Annotated in this window: 10 protein-coding genes; 7 read left to right on the top strand and 3 right to left on the bottom strand. The window is 70.6% G+C overall.

Going from position 1 to position 20,652, the window contains the following annotated elements:
• Positions 1-7: 7 nt before the first annotated feature.
• Both ACZ4VK_RS29095 and ACZ4VK_RS29090 read right to left on the bottom strand, forming a co-directional pair.
• Positions 8-3,082, bottom strand: a complete 3,075-nt coding sequence (locus ACZ4VK_RS29095) for a glycoside hydrolase family 3 protein (RefSeq protein WP_468358294.1) — start codon at positions 3,080-3,082, stop codon at positions 8-10.
• Positions 3,083-3,151: 69 nt separating this feature from the next.
• On the bottom strand, positions 3,152-4,972 hold the full coding sequence (locus ACZ4VK_RS29090) for a lectin (RefSeq protein WP_468358815.1): 1,821 nt from the start codon (positions 4,970-4,972) through the stop codon (positions 3,152-3,154).
• 324 nt (positions 4,973-5,296) lie between these two features.
• Between ACZ4VK_RS29090 and ACZ4VK_RS29085 the strand changes: the two genes are divergently transcribed.
• The 7 genes from ACZ4VK_RS29085 to ACZ4VK_RS29055 all read left to right on the top strand — a co-directional run bounded on the left by ACZ4VK_RS29085 (position 5,297) and on the right by ACZ4VK_RS29055 (position 19,299).
• Entirely contained in the window at positions 5,297-6,307 is a 1,011-nt protein-coding gene (locus ACZ4VK_RS29085; protein ID WP_468358291.1) for a LacI family DNA-binding transcriptional regulator, read from the top strand.
• Positions 6,308-6,601: 294 nt separating this feature from the next.
• Complete coding sequence (locus ACZ4VK_RS29080; protein ID WP_468358288.1) at positions 6,602-9,973, top strand: CARDB domain-containing protein; 3,372 nt, start codon at positions 6,602-6,604, stop codon at positions 9,971-9,973.
• A 31-nt stretch (positions 9,974-10,004) separates the two neighbouring features.
• Positions 10,005-14,012 carry a discoidin domain-containing protein gene (locus ACZ4VK_RS29075; RefSeq protein WP_468358285.1) on the top strand — a complete coding sequence of 1,336 codons (4,008 nt, stop codon included), beginning with the start codon at positions 10,005-10,007 and terminating at the stop codon, positions 14,010-14,012.
• A 292-nt stretch (positions 14,013-14,304) separates the two neighbouring features.
• The gene (locus tag ACZ4VK_RS29070) at positions 14,305-15,720 is read left to right on the top strand and encodes an extracellular solute-binding protein (RefSeq protein WP_468358282.1); all 1,416 of its coding nucleotides are present in this window, start codon (positions 14,305-14,307) and stop codon (positions 15,718-15,720) included.
• Between the two features lie 80 nt (positions 15,721-15,800).
• Positions 15,801-16,763, top strand: a complete 963-nt coding sequence (locus tag ACZ4VK_RS29065) for a carbohydrate ABC transporter permease (protein WP_468358279.1) — start codon at positions 15,801-15,803, stop codon at positions 16,761-16,763.
• A 16-nt stretch (positions 16,764-16,779) separates the two neighbouring features.
• Positions 16,780-17,655 (top strand): carbohydrate ABC transporter permease, encoded by an 876-nt coding sequence (locus ACZ4VK_RS29060; protein WP_468358276.1) that lies wholly within the window; start codon positions 16,780-16,782, stop codon positions 17,653-17,655.
• Between the two features lie 39 nt (positions 17,656-17,694).
• The gene (locus tag ACZ4VK_RS29055) at positions 17,695-19,299 is read left to right on the top strand and encodes a glycoside hydrolase family 13 protein (RefSeq protein ID WP_468358273.1); all 1,605 of its coding nucleotides are present in this window, start codon (positions 17,695-17,697) and stop codon (positions 19,297-19,299) included.
• Between the two features lie 48 nt (positions 19,300-19,347).
• Here the strand turns inward: ACZ4VK_RS29055 and ACZ4VK_RS29050 are convergent, their stop codons facing one another.
• The gene (locus tag ACZ4VK_RS29050) at positions 19,348-20,649 is read right to left on the bottom strand and encodes an NADase-type glycan-binding domain-containing protein (RefSeq protein WP_468358270.1); all 1,302 of its coding nucleotides are present in this window, start codon (positions 20,647-20,649) and stop codon (positions 19,348-19,350) included.
• Between the last annotated feature and the right edge of the window lie 3 nt (positions 20,650-20,652).

The following is a 20,652-nucleotide window of genomic DNA, read 5'->3' as shown; positions in this document are numbered from 1 at the left end:
CGACCCGTCAGCCCGCGGCCCGGTACGCCTCCGCCAACTTGCCGACCGCGCCCACCAGATCGCCCGTGAGCAGCAGATGGTCCGCCTCGGCGAACGGCCCCGCCACGGCCTCCGTGACGTTCTGGCCGATCCGCTCCTGGACGATCAGCCGCGCCGCCACGACGAGCCTCCGGCCCTCGGGGGAGCGGCCACGGCCGGCCGCCTGGAGCGCCTTGGCCGCGACGCGGACCGTCCGCAGCGCGGACTCCCCTCCGGTCGGCGCCGGGGTGAGCGTCGTCAGGCCCCAGCCGTACGGGTACTGCGGGTCATAGCTGCTGTCGCCGACGTTGATCGGCAGCTGCGCCTCCGACCTCGGCCAGGTCACCGGCAGCTGACCGGTGAACGGCCGCCTGCCGTAGAGGACATCGGCGACACCGGCGCCCTCCGTGCCGGGCAGCCAGGAGGCGACGAGCGCGTCGACGGCCGGCAGCCGGTCACCGATCAACTGCGGCCGCCCGGACACGACCAGGACCGCGCACGGCATCGCCGCGCAGACCGTGTCCACCGCCGCCTTGTCGGCGGCGGTCAGTTCGAGGTCGTTGCCGTTGCCGACGTCGCCGAACCCCTCGGCGTACGGCGTCTCGCCGACCACCACGACACCGACGTCATAGCCCCCGGTCGGGGCGGAGGCGTCCTTCGACCAGGCGATGTCGGCGTCCGGAGCCGCCTCGCGCATCCCTTCGAGGATCGTGGTCCCGGTGGTCGTACGACCGGAGGAGCCCTGCCAGCTGATGGTCCAGCCACCGGCCTGATTGCCCAGGTCGTCGGCGTTCGACCCGGCCACGTACACCTTCTGCGAGGGCTTCAGCGGCAGGACCGCGCCCTCGTTCCTCAGGAGCACCTGCGACTTCGCCACGGCCTCGCGGGCCACCGCGCGATGCTCGGGGGAACCGATCGACGGCAGGTTCGTGGTGTCCGCGTACGGCTTCTCGAACAGGCCGAGGCGGAACTTCTGGGTGAGGACGCGGGCCACGGCGTCGTCGATCCGCGCGGTGGAGATCCGGTCGGCCTCGACCTCGGCGGTGAGGGTCCGGGTGAACTCCTGGTAGTTCGTCGGCACCATGATCATGTCGAGTCCGGCGTTGACCGAGGTGCGCACATCGCTGGGGTAGTCGCCGGGGATCTGGTCGATGGCCTGCCAGTCGCTGATCACGAAGCCCTCGAAGCCCATGCGGTCCTTCAGGACTCCGTTGATCATCTCGGCGTTGGCGTGCATCTTCACGGGCCCCTGGTCGTCGCCGAGAACGTCCAGGGAGGAGTACGAGGGCATGACCGTGCCGGTTCCGCGCTGCACCGCCTCGGCGAACGGGGCGAGATGCACGGCCTCGAGCTCCGCGCGGGTGACCCGGGTGACGCCCTGGTCGATGGTGTACGAGCCGGTGGCCGAGGAGCCGAAGGCGGTGCCGCCGTCGCCGACGAAGTGCTTGGCGCTGGTGAGGACCTTGTCGTTCCGGTCGAGGTCCTTCCCGTTCCGGGCGCCCTGCATGCCGTTGATGACGGTCTCCATGGCGGTGACAAGCGCCGGGTCCTCGCCGAAGGCCTCGTAGGAGCGGCCCCAGCGCTCGTCGCGGGTCACGCAGACGCAGGGGGCGAAGTCCCAGGGGACACCGGTGGCCCGCACCTCCTTCGCGGTGACGGCGCCGGTCCTCGCGGCCGACTCGGGATCGCGGCCGGCGCCGATGCCGATGTTGTGCGGCATGATCGTCGCCCCGATGACGTTGTTGTGGCCGTGCACCGCGTCCACGCCGTAGATCAGGGGGATCTGGAAGCGGGTCGCCTGCGCGCGCAGCTGGTACGCGTCGACCATCGCGGCCCAGGCCTCGGGCGTGTTGGGGGTGGGGACCGAACCGCCGCCGGAGAGGAGGGACCCGAGGGCGTAACCGGCGATGTCGCCCGGCGCGCGCAGCGCGTTGCGCTCGGCCTGCGTCATCTGCCCGGCCTTCTCCGCGAGAGACATCCGGGAGAGCAGGTCCGCGACCCGCTTGCGTACCGGCAACCGGCTGTCGAGGTACGGCAGGCCGTGCGCGTTCACCACGACGACCGGGTTCTCCGCGGGAGCCTTGGCGCCGTCGACCGTCAGCCGGAGCGGAACGGTCTCGGCGGACTCGGCCGCACCGTCCTTCAGCGTCGGCACAGTGATCGAGCGGGTCGTACCGGAGGGCGTGCCGGCGGGGAACACGACGCTGCCCGTCACGGGCCGGTAGTCCTTCCCGGGCTCGGCGCTGCCGTCGCCCGTCTCGTACGAGACGGTGACGGGCTCACCGACCGGACCGGAGCCCGTGGTCGCCACGGAGACGTCGACCCGGGCGCTGCCGCCCTCGTCGACGGGATGCACGACGGACCGCGTGACCACCTTCGTGTTCAGGGCGGGCTCCGCCGTGCCGTACAGCTCCACGCCGTCCAGGGCGAACGCCCCGGGCCCGCCGGTGGGGAGCGTGACGGCGTACCCCCACATCCGGTCGAGCCCGAGGACCTGGTCGATGCCGCCGACGGGCTGGTAGTCGGTCCGGTAGGTGAACTCGGAGAACGGGATCTCGACGAGGTGCCACCCCTCCCAGTCGTCGGTGAAGGACGTCGTCCACAGCTCGGACGCCTCCCCGTTCGCACCGCCGTCCTTGATCTCCAGGGCGATCCGCCGGCCTGAGCCGGGAGGCAGCGGCGCGGTGTTCTGGCCGTACCACCAGAGCCGGATGCCCCGGTACGCGGTCCAGTCGTGGGCCGGCCGGTCGAAGGCGAAGTCATGGGTGAAACCGCCCCAGCCGCCGATGTCGTAGCGGCCTTCGAGGACCTTGCCGCCCTCGGGCGCGTCGGCGCGCTCCCTCAGTTCGAGCGTGGGGTGGGACCGCGCGGCGTCGCCCCAGGTGAACAGGCCCTCCGCGGGCGGACTCGCGAACGGCACCTCGCCCTCGAACCGGTCGACGGCTCGGGGAGCGGGCTCCTGGGCGGCGGCGCTCGGCGGACCGCCGGTGAGCAGGCCGGTGAGCACGGCGGTCACGGCGACCACCGCCGCGCTCACCGTCCTTCGGGGACGTGCGGGGGGCATACGGGCTCCTTGGAACGGATGCGGGGGACGGGGGAGGTCAGGACGTGCCCGGTCGGCACGGGCCACGGGTCACGACGGGCTGTGGGTCCACTTCTGGTTGGCCCCGCCGGTGCAGGTCCAGATCTGCGCCCGGGTCCCGTCGGCGGAGGAGTTGCCGGTGATGTCGAGGCACTTGTCCGCACCCGTGTTGACCACGTCGTGCGTCGAGGCGTCGTAGGTCCAGCGCTGCGCGGCGGTGCCGTTGCAGTTGTACAACTGCACCCGCGCCCCGTCGGCCGTCGAACCGCCGGTGACGTCGAGACACTTGCCGAGGGCTCGCACGCTGCCGTCTGCGGCGATGGTCCAGCGCTGCGCCGCGGTGCCGTTGCAGCCGTACAGCTGGACGGGGGTGCCGTCGGCGGTGGCCCCGCCCGCCACGTCCAGGCACTTCCCGGCCAGACCGGTCAGCGGCCCGGCACCGGTCCCGCCGCCGGGCGTCCCCGCCCAGGTGAAGGTCGCGGTGGTACGGGCGGGCAGCGTGTACGTGAAGGACTGGCCGCCCCAGTCGACCCGCACGGACTGGGCGGAGGTGCCGCCGTTGTGGGCGATCAGCGCCTTGGTGCCGTCGGAGTTGCGCCAGGCCACGTTCCGTACCGTGCTGTTGGCGGTGGAGGCGATGCGGTACGCCCCGGGCCTGACGAACTTGGTCAGGTGACCCGTCGTGTAGTACTCGATCGTGTAGTCGACCTGCCCGGCGCGGGGGCCGCCCTCCTGCACGGTGAGGAGACCGGTGCAGGTGCCGCAGCCGCCGTTGTGCGGGCCCATGTCCTGGTTGAGGGCGAGGCTCCACTTGACCAGGCTGCCGCTCCAGTTGCGCGCGTAGTCGACGATGTCCCTGAGGTCCTCGTCGTGCTGGTTCGCGATCCAGGTGCCGCCCGAGTGCTCGGTGCTGAACTGCCGCACAGCCGGGTACTGGTCGTGGACCTGCGTGCCCACGGCTGGGTCGCCGAAGTAGCCGTGCCAGGCGATGCCGCCGAAGAGGGGGTCGTTGCGGACGCCCGCGTCGTTCAGGACCCCGGCGCCGAAGTTGGCGTAGTCGCCGTAGTTCCAGTCGTGCACCAGGACCTTGGTGGTGATGCCCGCGGCGCGGAAGGCCGGGTAGACGTGGTTCTTGGTGAACTCGACGAGCCCGGCCGGATTCCAGCTCATCCCCGGGTAGTTCATGGCGGTGGGGTTGCCGGCCTGGCAGCAGTTCGGCTCGTTCTGCACGGAGAGGTAGTCGACCTTCACTCCGGCGGCCTGGTAGCTCTGCACGTACCTGACCAGGTACTGGGCGTACAGCGGGTAGTACTCGGCCTTCAGCCATCCCATCTGGTCCATGCGGCCGTTGTCCTTCATCCAGCCGGGGGCGCTCCAGGGCACGCCCTTGACCCGCAGCGCCGGGTTGAGCTGCTTGGCCTGCGCGGTCAGGAGCCGGACGTTCGTGTCGTAGCCGTTGGACCCGAAGTCCTTCAGGTCGCAGCAGGTGTCGTCGAGGGAGACGTTCCCGGGCCGGGAGAGGTCGGAGGCGCCGATGGGATTGCGGACGAAGGAGAGACCGATGCCCTCGGTCGGCGAGAACAGCTTGCGCATCACCTCGTCGCGGGTGGCCGCGCTGACGGCGCCCCCGCGCAGCAGATGGGCGGTCGTGTCGGTGATCGACGCGCCACCGCCCTCGAACTGCTGGTACGTGGTGCCCTCGTCGACGCTGATCGTGTGGGACGCGGTGCCGCCGGCCGGGCCGAACGCGAGGGGCGCCTGCGGGGCGAGACCGCGGGTGACGGTACGGCCGCCGGAGTCGGAGGTGGTGGTGAGCCAGACGTCGACCCGCTCGCCGGCGGCCTGCGCGGTGCCGGGGCCCGCGAGGACCAGGCTGCCCGCGACGAGGGCGCCGGCGGTGAGCGCGGTGAGGGGGCGGTGGCGGTGAGGGACGGCTGCTCCGCCTCTCCTTCCTCGGAGGAACGCGAGACCACGCGTAAGTATGTTATGCACCTGACAACCCTTTCGTCGTTCCACGCCGGGGCGGATCGCAACAGCAGGCCTTTTATCAAGGCTTGAAGTTATGGGGCGCCCCTGGGGGCGTCAACCCTTCGGGTCCGGAAGGTGGGCGCCCCTCTCGCGCCGATTGCGTTCGTCTCCTGCAAGGACTCCGCAGCGACGCAACTCGCTTGCGCGGCTTGCGATACTCTTGCGCTCATGACGCGACGACTTGCTCAAGTGGCCAAGAAGGTGGGAGTCAGCGAGGCGACGGTCAGCCGTGTCCTCAACGGCAAACCCGGTGTCTCCGAGGCGACACGGCAGTCCGTGCTCACCGCTCTAGACGTGCTCGGTTACGAGCGGCCCACGCAGCTGCGCGGAGAGCGCGCGCGTCTGGTCGGCCTCGTGCTCCCGGAGCTGCAGAACCCCATCTTCCCCGCGTTCGCCGAGGTGATCGGCGGCGCCCTCGCGCAGCAGGGCCTGACCCCGGTGCTGTGCACCCAGACCAAGGGTGGCGTCTCCGAGGCGGACTACGTGGACCTCCTCCTCCAACAGCAGGTGTCCGGCGTCGTCTTCGCCGGCGGCCTGTTCGCGCAGGCCGACGCACCGCACGACCACTACCACCAGCTGGCCGAGCGCAACATCCCGGTGGTCCTCATCAACGCCTCCATCAAGGGGCTCAACTTCCCCTGTGTCTCCTGCGACGACGCCGTCGCCGTCGAGCAGGCGTGGCGCCACCTCGCCTCCCTCGGCCACGAGCGGATCGGCCTCGTCCTCGGCCCCGGCGACCACGTGCCGTCGCGTCGCAAGCTCGAAGCCGCCCGGGCCATGGTCGAAGCCGCCGGCGGAGAACTGCCGGACGAGTACGTCGTACGGTCGATCTTCTCGCTCGAAGGAGGCCAGGCAGCGGCCACCCGCCTCCTGGATCGGGGCGTCACCGGGATCGTCTGCGCCAGTGACCCGCTCGCCCTCGGCGCCATCAGGGCCGCACGCCGCCGCGGACTCTCCGTCCCCGCCCAGGTGTCGGTCGTCGGCTACGACGACTCCGCCTTCATGAACTGCACCGAGCCGCCGCTCTCCACGGTGCGCCAGCCCATCGAGGCGATGGGCCGGGCCGCCGTCGAGCTGCTCTGCGCCCAGATCTCGGGCACCCAGACGGATCCCGGTGAGCTCCTCTTCGAGCCCGAACTCGTGGTGCGCGGCTCGACGGCGCCGCCGCCGACCGTCTGATCCTTCCGCTCCCGATCCCGGCTCCGGCGCCGGGGAGGCCCCACGGCCTCCCTCGGCGCCGGAGCCGTTTCTCGTTGACCTGCGCGGATGGAGGGCCTCAACCCCCGTTTCTGTCATGGCTGTTGACAAAGCCGTGACCTGCTAGAAACCTGACACCCCGGCGGCGCAAAAGATTAACGAAAATGCTCAATTAGTCTGTATCTCGCCGTCATTCATTGTCAGAGTTCCGCTGGGTTCCTGGCGAGAGGCACTGTGTCGGCGCCGAGCCGCGGCCCAGCAGACGGAGAGGCCCATATGAGAGGCAAAATCCTGAGCTGGCGGCTGACCATCGGCGTCCTGATAGCCGGACTGGTCGCCATCGGGCTCCTGCCGGTCACCGCCCACGCGGCGGCCGCACCCAACCTCGCCCTCGGCAGAACGGTGACGGCCACCGGCGCCCACGGGGCGTACCCGGCGGGCAACGTCACCGACGGAAGCCAGCAGTCCTACTGGGAGGGCCCGGCCGCATCGTTCCCCCAGTGGGTGCAGATCGACCTCGGCGCCGGAACCCGGGTCGACAGCGCCGTCCTCAAACTCCCCACCGGCTGGGGCGCCCGCTCCCAGACCGTCGCCGTACTCGGCAGCACCGACGCCGGCACCTTCACCACCCTCGCCGCGCCCCAGCCACGGTCCTTCGACCCCGCGGCGGCGAACACCGTCACCATCGGCCTCACCTCCGCCACCGTCCGGTACCTCCGGGTCCAGGTGACGGCCAACACCGGCTGGAACGCGGCCCAGCTCTCCGAGGTCGAGGTGTACGGCGAGAGCGCAGGCCCGGTCGACCCACCGCCCACCGGCGCCAACCTGGCCCGCAACAAGCCCATCGAGGCGACCTCCACCACCCAGACGTACGTCGCCCCGAACGCCAACGACGACAACACCGGCACCTACTGGGAGTCCGCCGGCTTCCCGTCCAGCCTCACCGTGAAGCTCGGGGCCGACGCCGACGTCACGGCCGTGGTCGTCAAACTCAACCCGGACCAGATCTGGGGCCCGCGCACCCAGGCGATCCAGGTCCTCGGCCGTGCGCAGGCCGCCTCCGGGTTCACCTCGCTCAAGGCCCGCGCCGACTACGCGTTCAGCCCGTCCGCCGGGCAGAACACCGTCACCATCCCGGTCACCGGAAGCTACGCCGACCTGCGGCTCACCTTCTTCTCCAACACCGGAGCCCCCGGCGCCCAGGTCGCGGAGTTCCAGGTCGTCGGTACGGCGGCGCCGAGCCCCGACCTCACCGTCACCGGCCTCACCTGGACCCCGTCCGCCCCCTCCGAGACGGAGACCGTCACGGTCCAGGCCACCGTGCGCAACGCCGGCACCGCCACGGCGGCCGCCACCACCGTCGAGGTCAGTGTCGAGGGTGCCGTCGCCGGGTCCGCCCCGGTCGGTCCGCTCGCCGCCGGCGCCTCGGCGACCGTCCCGGTCACTGTCGGCAAGCGGCCCATGGGCTCGTACACCGTCTCCGCCGTGGCCGACCCGAGCGACACCGTCCCCGAGCTGGACAACGGCAACAACAGTCGTACGGCCGCCACGAAGCTGGTCGTCGGCCAGAGCCCCGGCCCCGACCTCCGCGTCACGGCCATCACCACCAACCCGGCCAGCCCCGCCGTCGGCACCGCCGTCACCTTCACCGTCACGGTCCAGAACCGCGGCACCACCGGAGTCGCGGCCAGCAGCGTCACCCGGCTCACCGCCGCGGCGACCACCCTCAGCGGCACCACCGGCGCCGTCCCCGCCGGCCAGTCGGTCACCGTGCCGATCTCCGGCAGCTGGACCGCCACGACCGGCGGCGCCACGCTGACCGCGACGGCCGACGCCACCGGCACCGTCACCGAGACCGACGAGAGCAACAACGTCTTCTCGCGCTCGCTCGTCGTGGGCCGGGGCGCGGCTGTCCCCTACACCGAGTACGAGGCGGAGGACGCCCGCTACCAGGGCACCCTGCTCACCACCGACCAGAAGCGGACCTTCGGGCACACCAACTTCGCCACCGAGTCCTCCGGCCGCGCGTCGGTCCGGCTGAACACCACCGGTGAGTTCGTCGAGTTCACCTCCACCCACCCGGCCAACTCCCTCGTCGTCCGCAACTCCGTGCCCGACGCGGCCACCGGCGGCGGCGCCGAGGCCACGATCAGCCTCTACGCGAACGACGTCTTCGTCCGCAAGCTGACCCTGTCGTCCAAGCACAGCTGGCTGTACGGCAGCACCGACGACCCCGAAGGACTCACCAACCGGCCCGGCGGCGACGCCCGGCGTCTCTTCGACGAGTCCCACGCCCTGCTCTCCCAGTCGTACCCGGCGGGCACCACGTTCCGCCTCCAGCGCGACGCCGACGACCGGGCGGCCTTCCACATCATCGACCTGATCGACCTGGAACAGGTCGCACCCCCGGCCGCCAAGCCCGCGAACTGCGTCTCCATCACCGAGTACGGCGCCGTCCCCAACGACGGCATCGACGACACCGACGCCCTCCAGCGCGCGGTGACCGCCGACCAGAACGGCCAGATCCCCTGCGTCTGGATCCCCGCCGGCCAATGGCGCCAGGAGCAGAAGATCCTCACCGACGACCCGCTCAACCGCGGTCAGTTCAACCAGGTCGGCATCCGCGACGTCACCATCCGCGGCGCCGGCATGTGGCACTCCCAGCTCTACACCCTCACCCCGCCGCACGAGGCCGGCGGCATCAACCACCCGCACGAGGGCAACTTCGGCTTCGACATCGACCACAACACCCAGATCTCCGACATCGCCATCTTCGGCTCGGGCACGATCCGCGGCGGCGACGGCAATGCCGAGGGAGGCGTCGGCCTCAACGGGCGCTTCGGCACCGGTACCAAGATCAGCAACGTGTGGATCGAGCACGCCAACGTCGGCGTCTGGGCGGGCCGCGACTACTCCAACCTCCCCGAGCTGTGGGGCCCCGGCGACGGCCTGGAGTTCACCGGCATGCGGATCCGCAACACCTACGCCGACGGCATCAACTTCGCCAACGGCACCCGCAACTCCACCGTCTTCAACTCGTCCTTCCGCAACACCGGCGACGACGCCCTGGCCGTCTGGGCCAGCAAGTACGTCAAGGACACCTCGGTCGACGTCGGCCACGACAACCACTTCCGCAACAACACCATCCAGCTGCCCTGGCGTGCCAACGGCATCGCGGTCTACGGCGGCTACGGCAACACCATCGAGAACAACATCATCTCCGACACCATGAACTACCCCGGGATCATGCTGGCGACCGACCACGACCCGCTGCCCTTCTCCGGCCAGACCCTCATCTCCAACAACGCCCTCCACCGCACGGGCGGCGCGTTCTGGAACGAGGACCAGGAGTTCGGTGCCATCACCCTCTTCGCCCAGGGCCAGCCCATCCCCGGCGTCACCATCCGGGACACCGAGATCCTCGACTCGACCTACGACGGTATCCAGTTCAAGACGGGTGGCGGCGAGATGCCGGACGTGAAGATCACCAACGTCCGCATCGACAAGTCGGTCAACGGCTCCGGAATCCTCGCGATGAGCGGCGCCCGCGGCAGCGCGACGCTGACCGGAGTGACCATCAGCAACTCCGCCGAGGGAGACGTCCTCGTCGAGCCCGGTTCGCAGTTCGTCGTCAACAGGGCCGGATGAGCGCGATGCGACGATTCGAGAGCGAGGACAGATGACCATCCGCAACTGGAGATCACGGAGCCTGGGCGCCGTGATCGCGACCAGCCTCCTGGTGCTGGGAGGGCCCCTCATCTCCGCCCGGGCGGCGGGCGGCCCCAACATCGCCCTGGGCGACGCCGCCGCGGCGGCCAGCACCCACGCCGAGTACGACGCCGCGAACATCACCGACGGCAACCAGGGAACGTACTGGCAGAGCGCCGGCAGCACCTTGCCGCAGTGGGTCCAGGTCGACCTGGGCGCCACCACCCGCGTCGACGAGGTGGTGCTCAAGCTGCCCGTCGGCTGGGAGAGCCGCGACCAGACCCTCTCCGTCCAGGGCAGTGCCGACGGCACGAGCTTCGCCACCCTGAAGAGCTCCGCCTCCTACGCCTTCACCCCGGGCGCGGCCAATACCGTCACGGTGAGCTTCCCGGCCACCCAGACCCGGTTCGTCCGGGTCGACATCACCGCCAACTCCGGCTGGCAGGCCGCCCAGCTCTCCGAACTGGAGGTGCACGCCGCCGACGGCTCCTCCACGAACCTGGCGAGCGGCCGAACCCTGACCGCGAGCAGCCACACCGAGGTGTACGTCGCGGGCAACGCCAACGACGGCAACCGGGCCACCTACTGGGAGAGCGCCAACAACGCTCTCCCGCAGTGGATACAGGCCGACCTCGGCTCCTCCGTCCGCGTCGACCGGGTCGTGCTGCGCCTCCCGGACGGCTGGGGCGCCCGCAGCCAGACCCTGAAGATCCAGGGCAGTACGAACGGCACCACGTTCACCGACCTGACCGCCTCCCAGGCGTACACCTTCGACGCCGCCGGGGGACGGGCCGCGACGATCACCTTCGACGCCACCACCACCCGGTACGTCCGCGTCCTCGTCACCGCGAACACCGCGCAGCCCGCCGCCCAGGTCTCCGAGCTGGAGATCTACGGCCCGACGTCCGGGGACACCCAGGCACCGACCGCCCCCGCGAACCTCGCCTACACCCAGCCGGCCACCGACAAGATCAGGCTCACCTGGAACGCCGCCACCGACGACACCGGCGTCACCGGCTACGACATCTACGCCAACGGCACCCTGCTGACCGGCGTCGCCGGCGATGTCACCACCTTCACCGACACCCGGCCCGCCGGCCAGTCGGTCAGCTACCGGGTCCGCGCCAAGGACGCGGCGGGCAACCAGTCGCCCGACAGCAACACCGTCACCCGCACCGGCAGCGGCGGGACGGGCTCCAACCTCGCCATCGGCAAGGAGATCAAAGCCTCCTCCGTCGTGCACACCTTCGTCGCGGCCAACGCCAACGACAACAACGTCAGCACCTACTGGGAAGGCGCGGGCGGCAGCTACCCGAACACCCTGACCGTCAAGCTCGGCTCCAACGCCGACGTCAACAGCCTCGTCCTCAAGCTCAACCCGGACACGGCCTGGTCGACCCGGAGCCAGACCGTCGAGGTCCTCGGCCGCGAACAGAGCGCCTCGGGCCTCACCGGCCTCGCCGCCGCGAAGAGCTACACCTTCGACCCGGCGAGCGGCAACACCGTCACGATCCCCGTCACCGCCCGGGTCGCCGACGTCCAGCTGAAGTTCACCACCAACACCGGAGCCCCGGCGGGCCAGCTCGCCGAGTTCCAGGTGATCGGAGTCCCGGCCCCCAACCCGGACCTCGAAGTCACCGGCCTGACCACCTCGCCCGCCTCACCCGTCGAGTCGGCCCCGGTCACGGTCAGCGCCACCGTCCGCAACAGCGGCCCGGCCGCCGCACCGGCCAGCGCGGTCGCGCTGCGTCTCGGCGGCACCAAGGTCGCCACCGCCCAGGTCGGCGCCCTGGCCGCCGGCGCCCAGACCACGGTCAGCGCATCCATCGGGGCCCGCGACGCGGGGACGTACCAGCTGAGCGCCGTCGCGGACGAGGCGAACGCCGTCATCGAGCAGAACGAGTCCAACAACACCTACACCAGCGCCACCGACCTGGTGGTGAGGCCGGTGTCCAGTTCCGACCTGGTCGCCGCCGCGGTGACGACCTCACCGTCCAGCCCCGCCGCCGGTGACACGGTCACCTTCAAGGTGGCCCTGAAGAACCAGGGCACCGCCGCGAGCGCGGCGGGCGGCCACGGCGTCACCCTCACCCTGACGGACTCGACGGGCGCCACCGTCAAGACCCTGACGGGCGCCCACACCGGAGCCCTCGCGGCCGGTGCGAGCGCCGAGGTGAACCTCGGCCCGTGGACGGCCGCCAACGGCTCGTACACGGTGAGGACGGTCCTCGCCGACGACGCCAACGAACTGCCGGTCAAGCGTGCCAACAACACCTCCACCCAGCCCCTCTTCGTCGGGCGCGGCGCCGACATGCCGTACGACATGTACGAGGCGGAGGACGGCTCCGTCGGCGGCGGAGCCACCGTCGCCGGGCCCAACCGCACGGTCGGCGACATCGCGGGCGAGGCCTCCGGCCGCAAGGCCGTCAGCCTGGACGCGACGGGGGAGTACGTCGAGTTCACCACCCGGCGCCCGACCAACACCCTGGTGACCCGCTTCTCCCTCCCGGACGCCCCGGGCGGCGGCGGCATCGACTCCACGATCAACGTGTACGTCGACGGCGTCCTGAAGAAGGCGCTGCCGCTGACGTCGAAGTACGCGTGGCTGTACGGCGCCGAGACCGCCCCCGGCAACTCCCCGGGCGCGGGCGCCCCGCGCCACATCTACGACGAGGCGCACATCCTGCTGGGCGAGAACGTCCCGGCCGGGTCCAGGATCCGGCTCCAGAAGGACGCCGCGAACACCTCCACCTACGCGATCGACTTCGTGAACCTGGAGCAGGTCGCCCCGGTCGCGAACCCGGACCCGGCCACGTACACCGTGCCGGCCGGCTTCACCCACCAGGACGTGCAGAACGCCCTGGACAAGGTCCGGATGGACACCACAGGCACCCTCGTCGGCGTCTATCTGCCGCCGGGCGCCTACCAGACGTCCAGCAAGTTCCAGGTGTACGGCAAGCCCGTCAAGGTGGTGGGCGCGGGACCTTGGTACACGGCCTTCCACGCGCCTTCGGCACAGGACAACACCGACGTCGGCTTCCGCGCCGAGGCGACGGCGAAGGGCTCGCTGTTCAAGGGCTTCGCCTACTTCGGCAACTACACCTCGCGCATCGACGGACCGGGCAAGGTGTTCGACTTCGCCAATGTGTCGGACATCGTGATCGACGACATCTGGAACGAGCACATGGTGTGCCTCTACTGGGGCGCCAACACCGACCGGATGACGATCAAGAACTCCCGGATCCGCAACATGTTCGCCGACGGCATCAACATGACCAACGGTTCGACGGACAACCACGTCGTCAACAACGACGCGCGGGCGACGGGTGACGACAGCTTCGCCCTGTTCTCCGCGATCGACGCCGGCGGCGCCGACATGAAGAACAACGTCTACGAGAACCTGACCTCGACCCTCACCTGGCGGGCTGCCGGGGTGGCCGTCTACGGCGGCTACGACAACACCTTCCGCAACATCCACATCGCCGACACGCTCGTCTACTCGGGGATCACCATCTCCTCCCTGGACTTCGGCTATCCGATGAACGGCTTCGGGACCGGGCCCACGACCTTCGAGAACATCTCGATCGTGCGGGCAGGCGGCCATTTCTGGGGCTCCCAGACCTTCCCCGGCATCTGGGTCTTCTCCGCCTCCAAGGTCTTCCAGGGGATCAGGGTGAACCACGTCGACATCGTCGACCCCACCTACAGCGGCGTGATGTTCCAGACGAACTACGTGGGCGGTCAACCGCAGTTCCCCATCAAGGACACCGTGTTCACGGACGTCTCCGTCACGGGAGCGCGCAGGAGCGGAGACGCCTTCGACGCGAAGTCCGGGTTCGGCCTGTGGGCCAACGAGATGCCCGAGTCGGGGCAGGGGCCCGCCGTGGGCGAGGTGACCTTCAACGGTCTGCGGCTGAGCGGCAACGCGGTGGACGTCCGCAACACCACCTCCACCTTCAGGATCAACCTCAACCCGTAACCGCAGCCGTACCCCTTGCGCGAGACCGATGCAGGTGGCTTGCAGCCACGTGCATCGGTCTTGCGTGCGTTCTGACCGTCACGAGAAGCGCGGGGTGACGGCACGCCTCTGCGGCCCGCCAGGTGTCGGCTTCGTGAGCCTCCCATCACCCCCATATTCCGCTGCCTGTCAGGCAATTACTAAATCAGCGCGATATCTTGCGTTCACTTGTCGAGGGTGATTGAGTGTGCCGCGCCCCACAACGCACAGGCGGTGGGGCGACCTCCACGTTCAGGCCCGAAGGGGACCACCCATGAGAAGTGCCCGGTTCCGCCGTACGCGCCGCGCCAGCGCGGTCACCCTCGCCTCCGCGCTCACGCTGACCGCACTCGCCGCCTGCGGCACGAGCAGCAGCAACAACGGCGGCGGCGCTTCGGAGGGCGGCGGCTCGTCCGACCCCACCACCCCGCTGGACCCGAAGACCAAGGTGACGCTCACCATCGACTGCATGCCCCCCGCGGCGAAGGCGGCCGAGCTCAGGGAGTGGAAGGAGGACGTCGCCGAGTTCAACAAGACGTACCCGAACGTCACCATCGAGGGCCGCTCCACCCCCGGCCAGTGCCTGGAACCGCCGCGCTTCACCGCGATGCTCAAGGCCAAGTCCCAGCCGGACGTGTTCTACACCTACTTCACCGACCTGCCGCAGGTGCTCTCCGAGGACGGAGCCGCGGACATCACCGCGTACGTCCACGACAAGAGCGTGCCGCTCCTCAAGGACATCGACCCGAACGTCCTCGGCTCCCTCAAGCACGACGGGAAGCTCTACGGACTGCCCACCAGCAACTACACGATGGGCCTCCTGATCAACCGCAGGCTCTTCACCCGGGCCGGCCTGGACCCCGACGCCCCACCGCGCACCTGGGCAGAGGTCCGCACCGCCGCCAGGAAGATCGCCGCACTCGGCGACGGCATCGCCGGATTCGGCGAGTACAGCGCCGGCAACACCGGCGGCTGGCACTTCACCGCGCAGATGTACAGCATCGGCGGTGAGGTCGTCGACGCGAGCGGCAAGAAGGCCGCGTTCAACAACGAACTCGGCAGACAGGTCGCGAAGAACCTCCACGCCATGCGCTGGGAGGACGACAGCATGGGCAAGACCCAGCTGCTCAAGTGGGGCGACCTCCAGAAGCAGATCGCCACCGACAAGCTCGGCATGTTCCTCGCCGCCCCCGACGACATCGCGTACATGGTCCAGCAGCTCGGCGCGGAGTACGAGAACTTCGGCATGGGCCCCATACCCGGCGAGAAGAACACCCTCGCCGGCGGCAACAACTACATGATCAAGAAGGGCATCCCGGGCGACAGGATCAAGGCCGCCGTCGCCTGGCTCAACTTCAAGAACCTCACGGTCGGCAAGGGCCAGTTCGACTGGGCCCGCGCCAAGAAGGACGCCCTGCCCGTGGGCGTACCGCAGCCCAACTTCTGGCTGAACGAGTCCAAGAGCACGGACGACGCGGCCCGGCTCGCCCACGCCACCATGCCCGTCGCGAACTTCAAGACCTTCATGGACAACCCCGTCGCGGGCAAGGCCGAACCGCCGAAGGCGCAGGAGGTCTACAAGGTCCTCGACAACGTCATGTCCGGACTCCTCACCAACAAGGACGCCGACATCGACAAGCTCCTCGCCACCGCCGAGGCACAGGTCAACCAGGTCCTCGCCACCCAGTGACGGCCCCCGGCGGGGGCGCGCCGAACCGCCCTCGCCGGCCCCCGAACCCCACCCCGGCAGACCAGCACCAAGGAGCGATGATGTCGGCCCCCAGCGTCACCCCGAGCAAGGCGGGCCGCCCCCGCCACTCCCCGCCGCCGGCGCGCCCCCCGGCCCCCGGCGGCCGTGACCGCCTCGCGAAGAGCGTGCGGCGCAACCTCACCGCCCACGGCTTCCTCATCGGCGCCGTCCTCTGCTTCGCCTTCTTCTCCTGGTACCCGATGGTCAGGGAGTTCCTCCTGGCCTTCCAGAAGACCGAGAGCGGACAGACGACCTGGGTCGGCCTGGACAACCTCCTCACCGTCGTCAACGACCCCGCCTTCTGGCAGGCCTGGCGCAACACGCTCCTGTTCACCGCGCTCGCACTGGTCCTCGGCTTCGCCGTCCCCTTCGTCGTCGCCCTCGTCATCAACGAGTTCCACCACGGCCAGGGCTACCTCCGGCTGCTCGTCTACCTGCCCGTCATGCTCCCGCCGGTCGCCTCGGTCCTCCTCTTCAAGTACCTGTACGACCCCGGCTACGGGCTCCTCAACGAACTGTTCCGCCTCCTCCACCTCCCGGAGCAGCAATGGCTCCAGGACCCCGACCTCTCCCTGCTCTCCGTCGTCATCGCGTCGACCTGGATGAACATGGGCGGCGCCGCCCTCATCTACCTCGCCGCCCTCCAGGGCATCCCCGGCGAGCTGTACGAGGCGGCCGAACTCGACGGCGCCGGAATCCTCCGCAAGATCTGGCACGTCACCATCCCGCAGACCCGGCTCATCCTCTCCCTGATGCTGCTCATGCAGATCATCGCGACCATGCAGGTCTTCGTCGAACCGTTCCTGCTCACCGGCGGGGCGGGACCCGAGGGATCGACCACGACCGTCGTCCACCTCATCTACCAATACGCCTTCAACTTCAACAACTACGGTGCCGCGGCGGCGCTCGGCCTGCTCCTGCTCGTACTCCTGTCCGGATTCTCGGCGGCGTACGTCAGGCTCAGCCGCGCCGAGGACGAGTAGGACCGGGGAGACCAGCATGTCCACACGCACACTCATCTCGCCGGCACAGCTCGCCCGACCCCGGGGCAAGGTCCTCTACTGGACCGTCTTCGCCCTGGTCGTCGGTGGCTTCACCCTGGCGTTCCTCGGGCCCCTGTACTGGCTGGTGTCCAGCGGCTTCAAGGACACCCAGGAAGTGATCCAGACACCGCCGACCCTGGTGCCGGGATCCTTCCGACCGGAGAACCACACCCGGGCCTGGGAGGTCATGGACCTCGCGACCCTGCTCTTCAACACCCTCTACTACGCGTTCGGAGCGCTCGCCTTCCAGCTCGTCCTGGACGTGGCCGCCGCGTACTCCCTGTCCAAACTCCGGCCCGTGTTCGGCAAGGCCGTGCTCGGCCTGATGCTCGTGACCCTCATGATCCCGGCGACCGTCCTCGTCGTACCCCAGTACCTGACGGTCCTCGACCTGCCGATCTTCGAGCGCAACCTGCTGAACACGCCCTGGGTGATCTGGCTGCCCTCGGTCACCAACGCGTTCAACATCTTCCTGCTCAAGCGCTTCTTCGACTCGATCCCGAAGGAACTCCTGGACGCCGCGTCCCTCGACGGAGCGTCCCCGACGCGGGCCCTGTGGTCGATCGTGCTGCCCCTCTCACGCCCGATCCTCGGAGTCGTGTCGATCTTCGCGGTCGTGGGCGTCTGGAAGGACTTCCTCTGGCCGATGCTCACGCTCCCCGACCCCGCCCTGCAGACGCTCAACGTCGGGATCTACTCCCTGTCCAACGGCGTGCCCGTGAACGTGCTGATCGCCGCGCTCACCATCGCCTCCGTGCCGACCCTGCTCATCTTCCTGGTCTTCCAGCGCAACATCATGAGCGGCCTCACCGCCGGCGGACTCAAGGGCTGACCGGCCCACCCGCCCCGACCCGCCCGAAAGGACCCTCACGTGGCAGCCCCGCACTCGCATCGCACCGACGACTGGTGGCGCGACGCCGTCATCTACCAGGTGTATCCGCGCAGTTTCGCCGATGGCGACGGCGACGGCACCGGGGACCTCGCGGGCGTCCGGGCGAGACTGCCCCACCTCGCCGAACTCGGCGTCGACGCCGTCTGGTTCACCCCCTGGTACCTCTCGCCGCTGGTCGACGGCGGCTACGACGTCGCCGACTACCGCACCATCGACCCCGCCTTCGGCACCCTCGCCGACGCCGAGAAACTCATCACCGAGGCCCGCGACCTCGGCATCCGCTCGATCGTCGACATCGTCCCCAACCACGTCTCCGACCAGCACACCTGGTTCCGCGAGGCACTGGAGGCAGGCCCGGGCAGCGCCGCCCGCGCGCGCTTCCACTTCCGGCCCGGCCGGGGAGAGCGCGGCGAACTCCCGCCCAACGACTGGCCGTCCCAGTTCTCCGGGAACACCTGGACCCGCGTCCCCGACGGCGAGTGGTACCTCCACCTCTTCACCCCCGAACAGCCCGACCTCAACTGGTCCCACCCCGACGTCCGCCGCGAGCACGAGGAGATCCTCCGCTTCTGGTTCGAACGCGGAGTCGCCGGCGTACGGATCGACTCCGCCGCCCTGCTCACCAAGGACCCCGGCCTCCGCGACTTCGTCGAGGGCGTCGACCCGCACCCGTACATCGACCAGGACGAGATCCACGACATCTACCGCTCCTGGCGCGCGATAGCCGACGAGTACGACGGTGTCTTCGTCGGCGAGGTCTGGCTCCCCGACGCCGAACGCTTCGCCCGCTACCTCCGCCCCGACGAACTGCACACCGCCTTCAACTTCACCTTCCTCTCCTGCCCCTGGGAACCGGACCGGCTGCGCCGCACCATCGACGACACCCTCGCCGAACACGCCCCGGTCGGCGCCCCCGCGACCTGGGTCCTGTGCAACCACGACGTGACCCGCACCGTCACCCGGTACGGACGCGCGGACACCGGCTTCGACTTCGCGAAGAAGACCTTCGGCACCCCCACCGACCTCGGCCTCGGCACCCGCCGGGCCCGCGCCGCCGCGCTGCTGACCCTGGCACTCCCGGGCTCCGTCTACGTCTACCAGGGCGAGGAACTCGGCCTTCCCGAGGCGGACATCCCGCTCGACCGGATCCAGGACCCCATGCACGCCCGCTCCGGCGGCACCGACCCCGGCCGCGACGGCTGCCGCGTCCCCCTGCCGTGGACGGCCGACGAACCCTGGTACGGATTCGGTGCGCACACCGAGCCGTGGCTCCCGCAGCCCCCCGACTGGCACGACTACGCGGTGGACCGGCAGCGGGCCGACCCGGGATCGATGCTGGCCCTGTACCGGGAGGCGCTGCTGCTCCGCCGCACGGCCGACGGCTTCGGCGACGGCCCCCTGACATGGCTGCCCGCGCGGGCGGGAGTGCTCGCCTTCGCCCGGACCGAGGGCCTGATGTGCGTGGTCAACCTCTCCGAGGGCCCGGCCGGCCTCCCGCCGTACGAGCGCCTGCTCCTGTCGAGCGGCCCGCTCGACCCGGACGGCCGCCTACCGGTGGACACGGCGGTGTGGCTGCGCGCCTGACCCGCCGGCCGCTCACCTTCCGGTGGCCCCCCGCCCCGGCGGGGGACGTCAGGAGACGGACCTGCCGAAGAACTCCAGCTCCGCGACGGCCACCTGCTTCCGGGGGTCGGCCCGCCACGCCGTACGCAGCACAAGCCGCACCGACAGCGCGTCGCGCACCCGCACGTCGACCCGCTGGGTGCCACCGTCGTTGACGCGGTGGTGCGAGACCCGCGTCTCGCCCGAGGAGTCCCTGACCACCAGGTCGAAGGTGCGCGGGGTCGCCTGACCGTCCGCCTGGGTGGTGTTCTTCGAACTGCCGGGGGTGATGAGGACGCTCAGCAGATCGGTCGGCTCGGCGAAGCGCGCCTCCAGGTACTGGCCCGCCGAGTCGCCCGCGTACCCCGTGCCCCACCAGGTGTTGGAGTAGCCGTCGCCCGCCAGCTTCGCCTCCTGCTTCGGCGCGGAGTGCGAGGCGGTCCAGCCGACGGGGTGCACCGGGACCCGGGTGGCGAAGTGGTCCTGGACCGCGCGGGCGGCGGGCGGTCCGCCGATGACACCGCCGACCACCACGGTCACGACCGCGGTGGCGATCAGGGCACGGACGATCCAGCGGCTCCGGTCGCGGGTCAGACCGGGACGCCGTCCCGCGTACGGGCCCTCGGCCGTGGAGAGCCGCTCGGGGACCATGGGGGTCGCGCAGAAGCGGCAGAAGTGACGGCCCGGGGTGTTGGCGAGCGAGCACGCGGGGCACGGGACGCCGCCCTGGACGGGCGCGGGCGCCTCCGGGGCCCGTACCGCCGGACGTGCGGCCTCCGGACGAGCGGGCAGCACGGGCGCGGCCACGGCAGGCTCCGCGGGCCGGTTCCCGGGGACCGGGACGAGGAGGGAGCGTACGAGCGTGTCCGACGGCCCCTCGGACGCCGGCCTCGCCTCCGGTACGGCTGCCGACGCGGGTGCCTCGGGGGACGGGGGCACGGCGGGCAGCGGCGCGGTCACCTCCTCGGGCCCGACGGCCGGACGGTCGCCGTCCGCCGCGCCGGAGCCCGGGACGCCCGAAGCGCCGCCGACACCCGAAGCGCCGGCCGCGGCCGATGCCGGAGCCGGGGCGTCGGAGGCCGGCGTGGACGCCGTCGCCGGGGACGGCTCCGGCCGCGCCACGGGAGCCGGCGCGGTGTCACCGCCCGGCGTGCCGCCGACCGGCACCGCCGCGTCGGCGCCGGACGGGGACCCCCCGGCCCCACCGGCCGGGTTCACGGCCGGGCTGTCCCAGCGCAGGAACGCTCCGCAACTGTCACAGAAAGACTGGTCCGTCGTCCGGACCGGGCTCGCGCAGTCCGGGCAGGGACGGGTCTGGGGCGCGTCACTCATCAG

Source organism: Streptomyces sp. NPDC028711 (assembly GCF_055565415.1).
The sequence above is the reverse complement of the archived record's forward strand: the minus strand, read 5'-3'. Positions and strand labels throughout refer to the sequence as shown.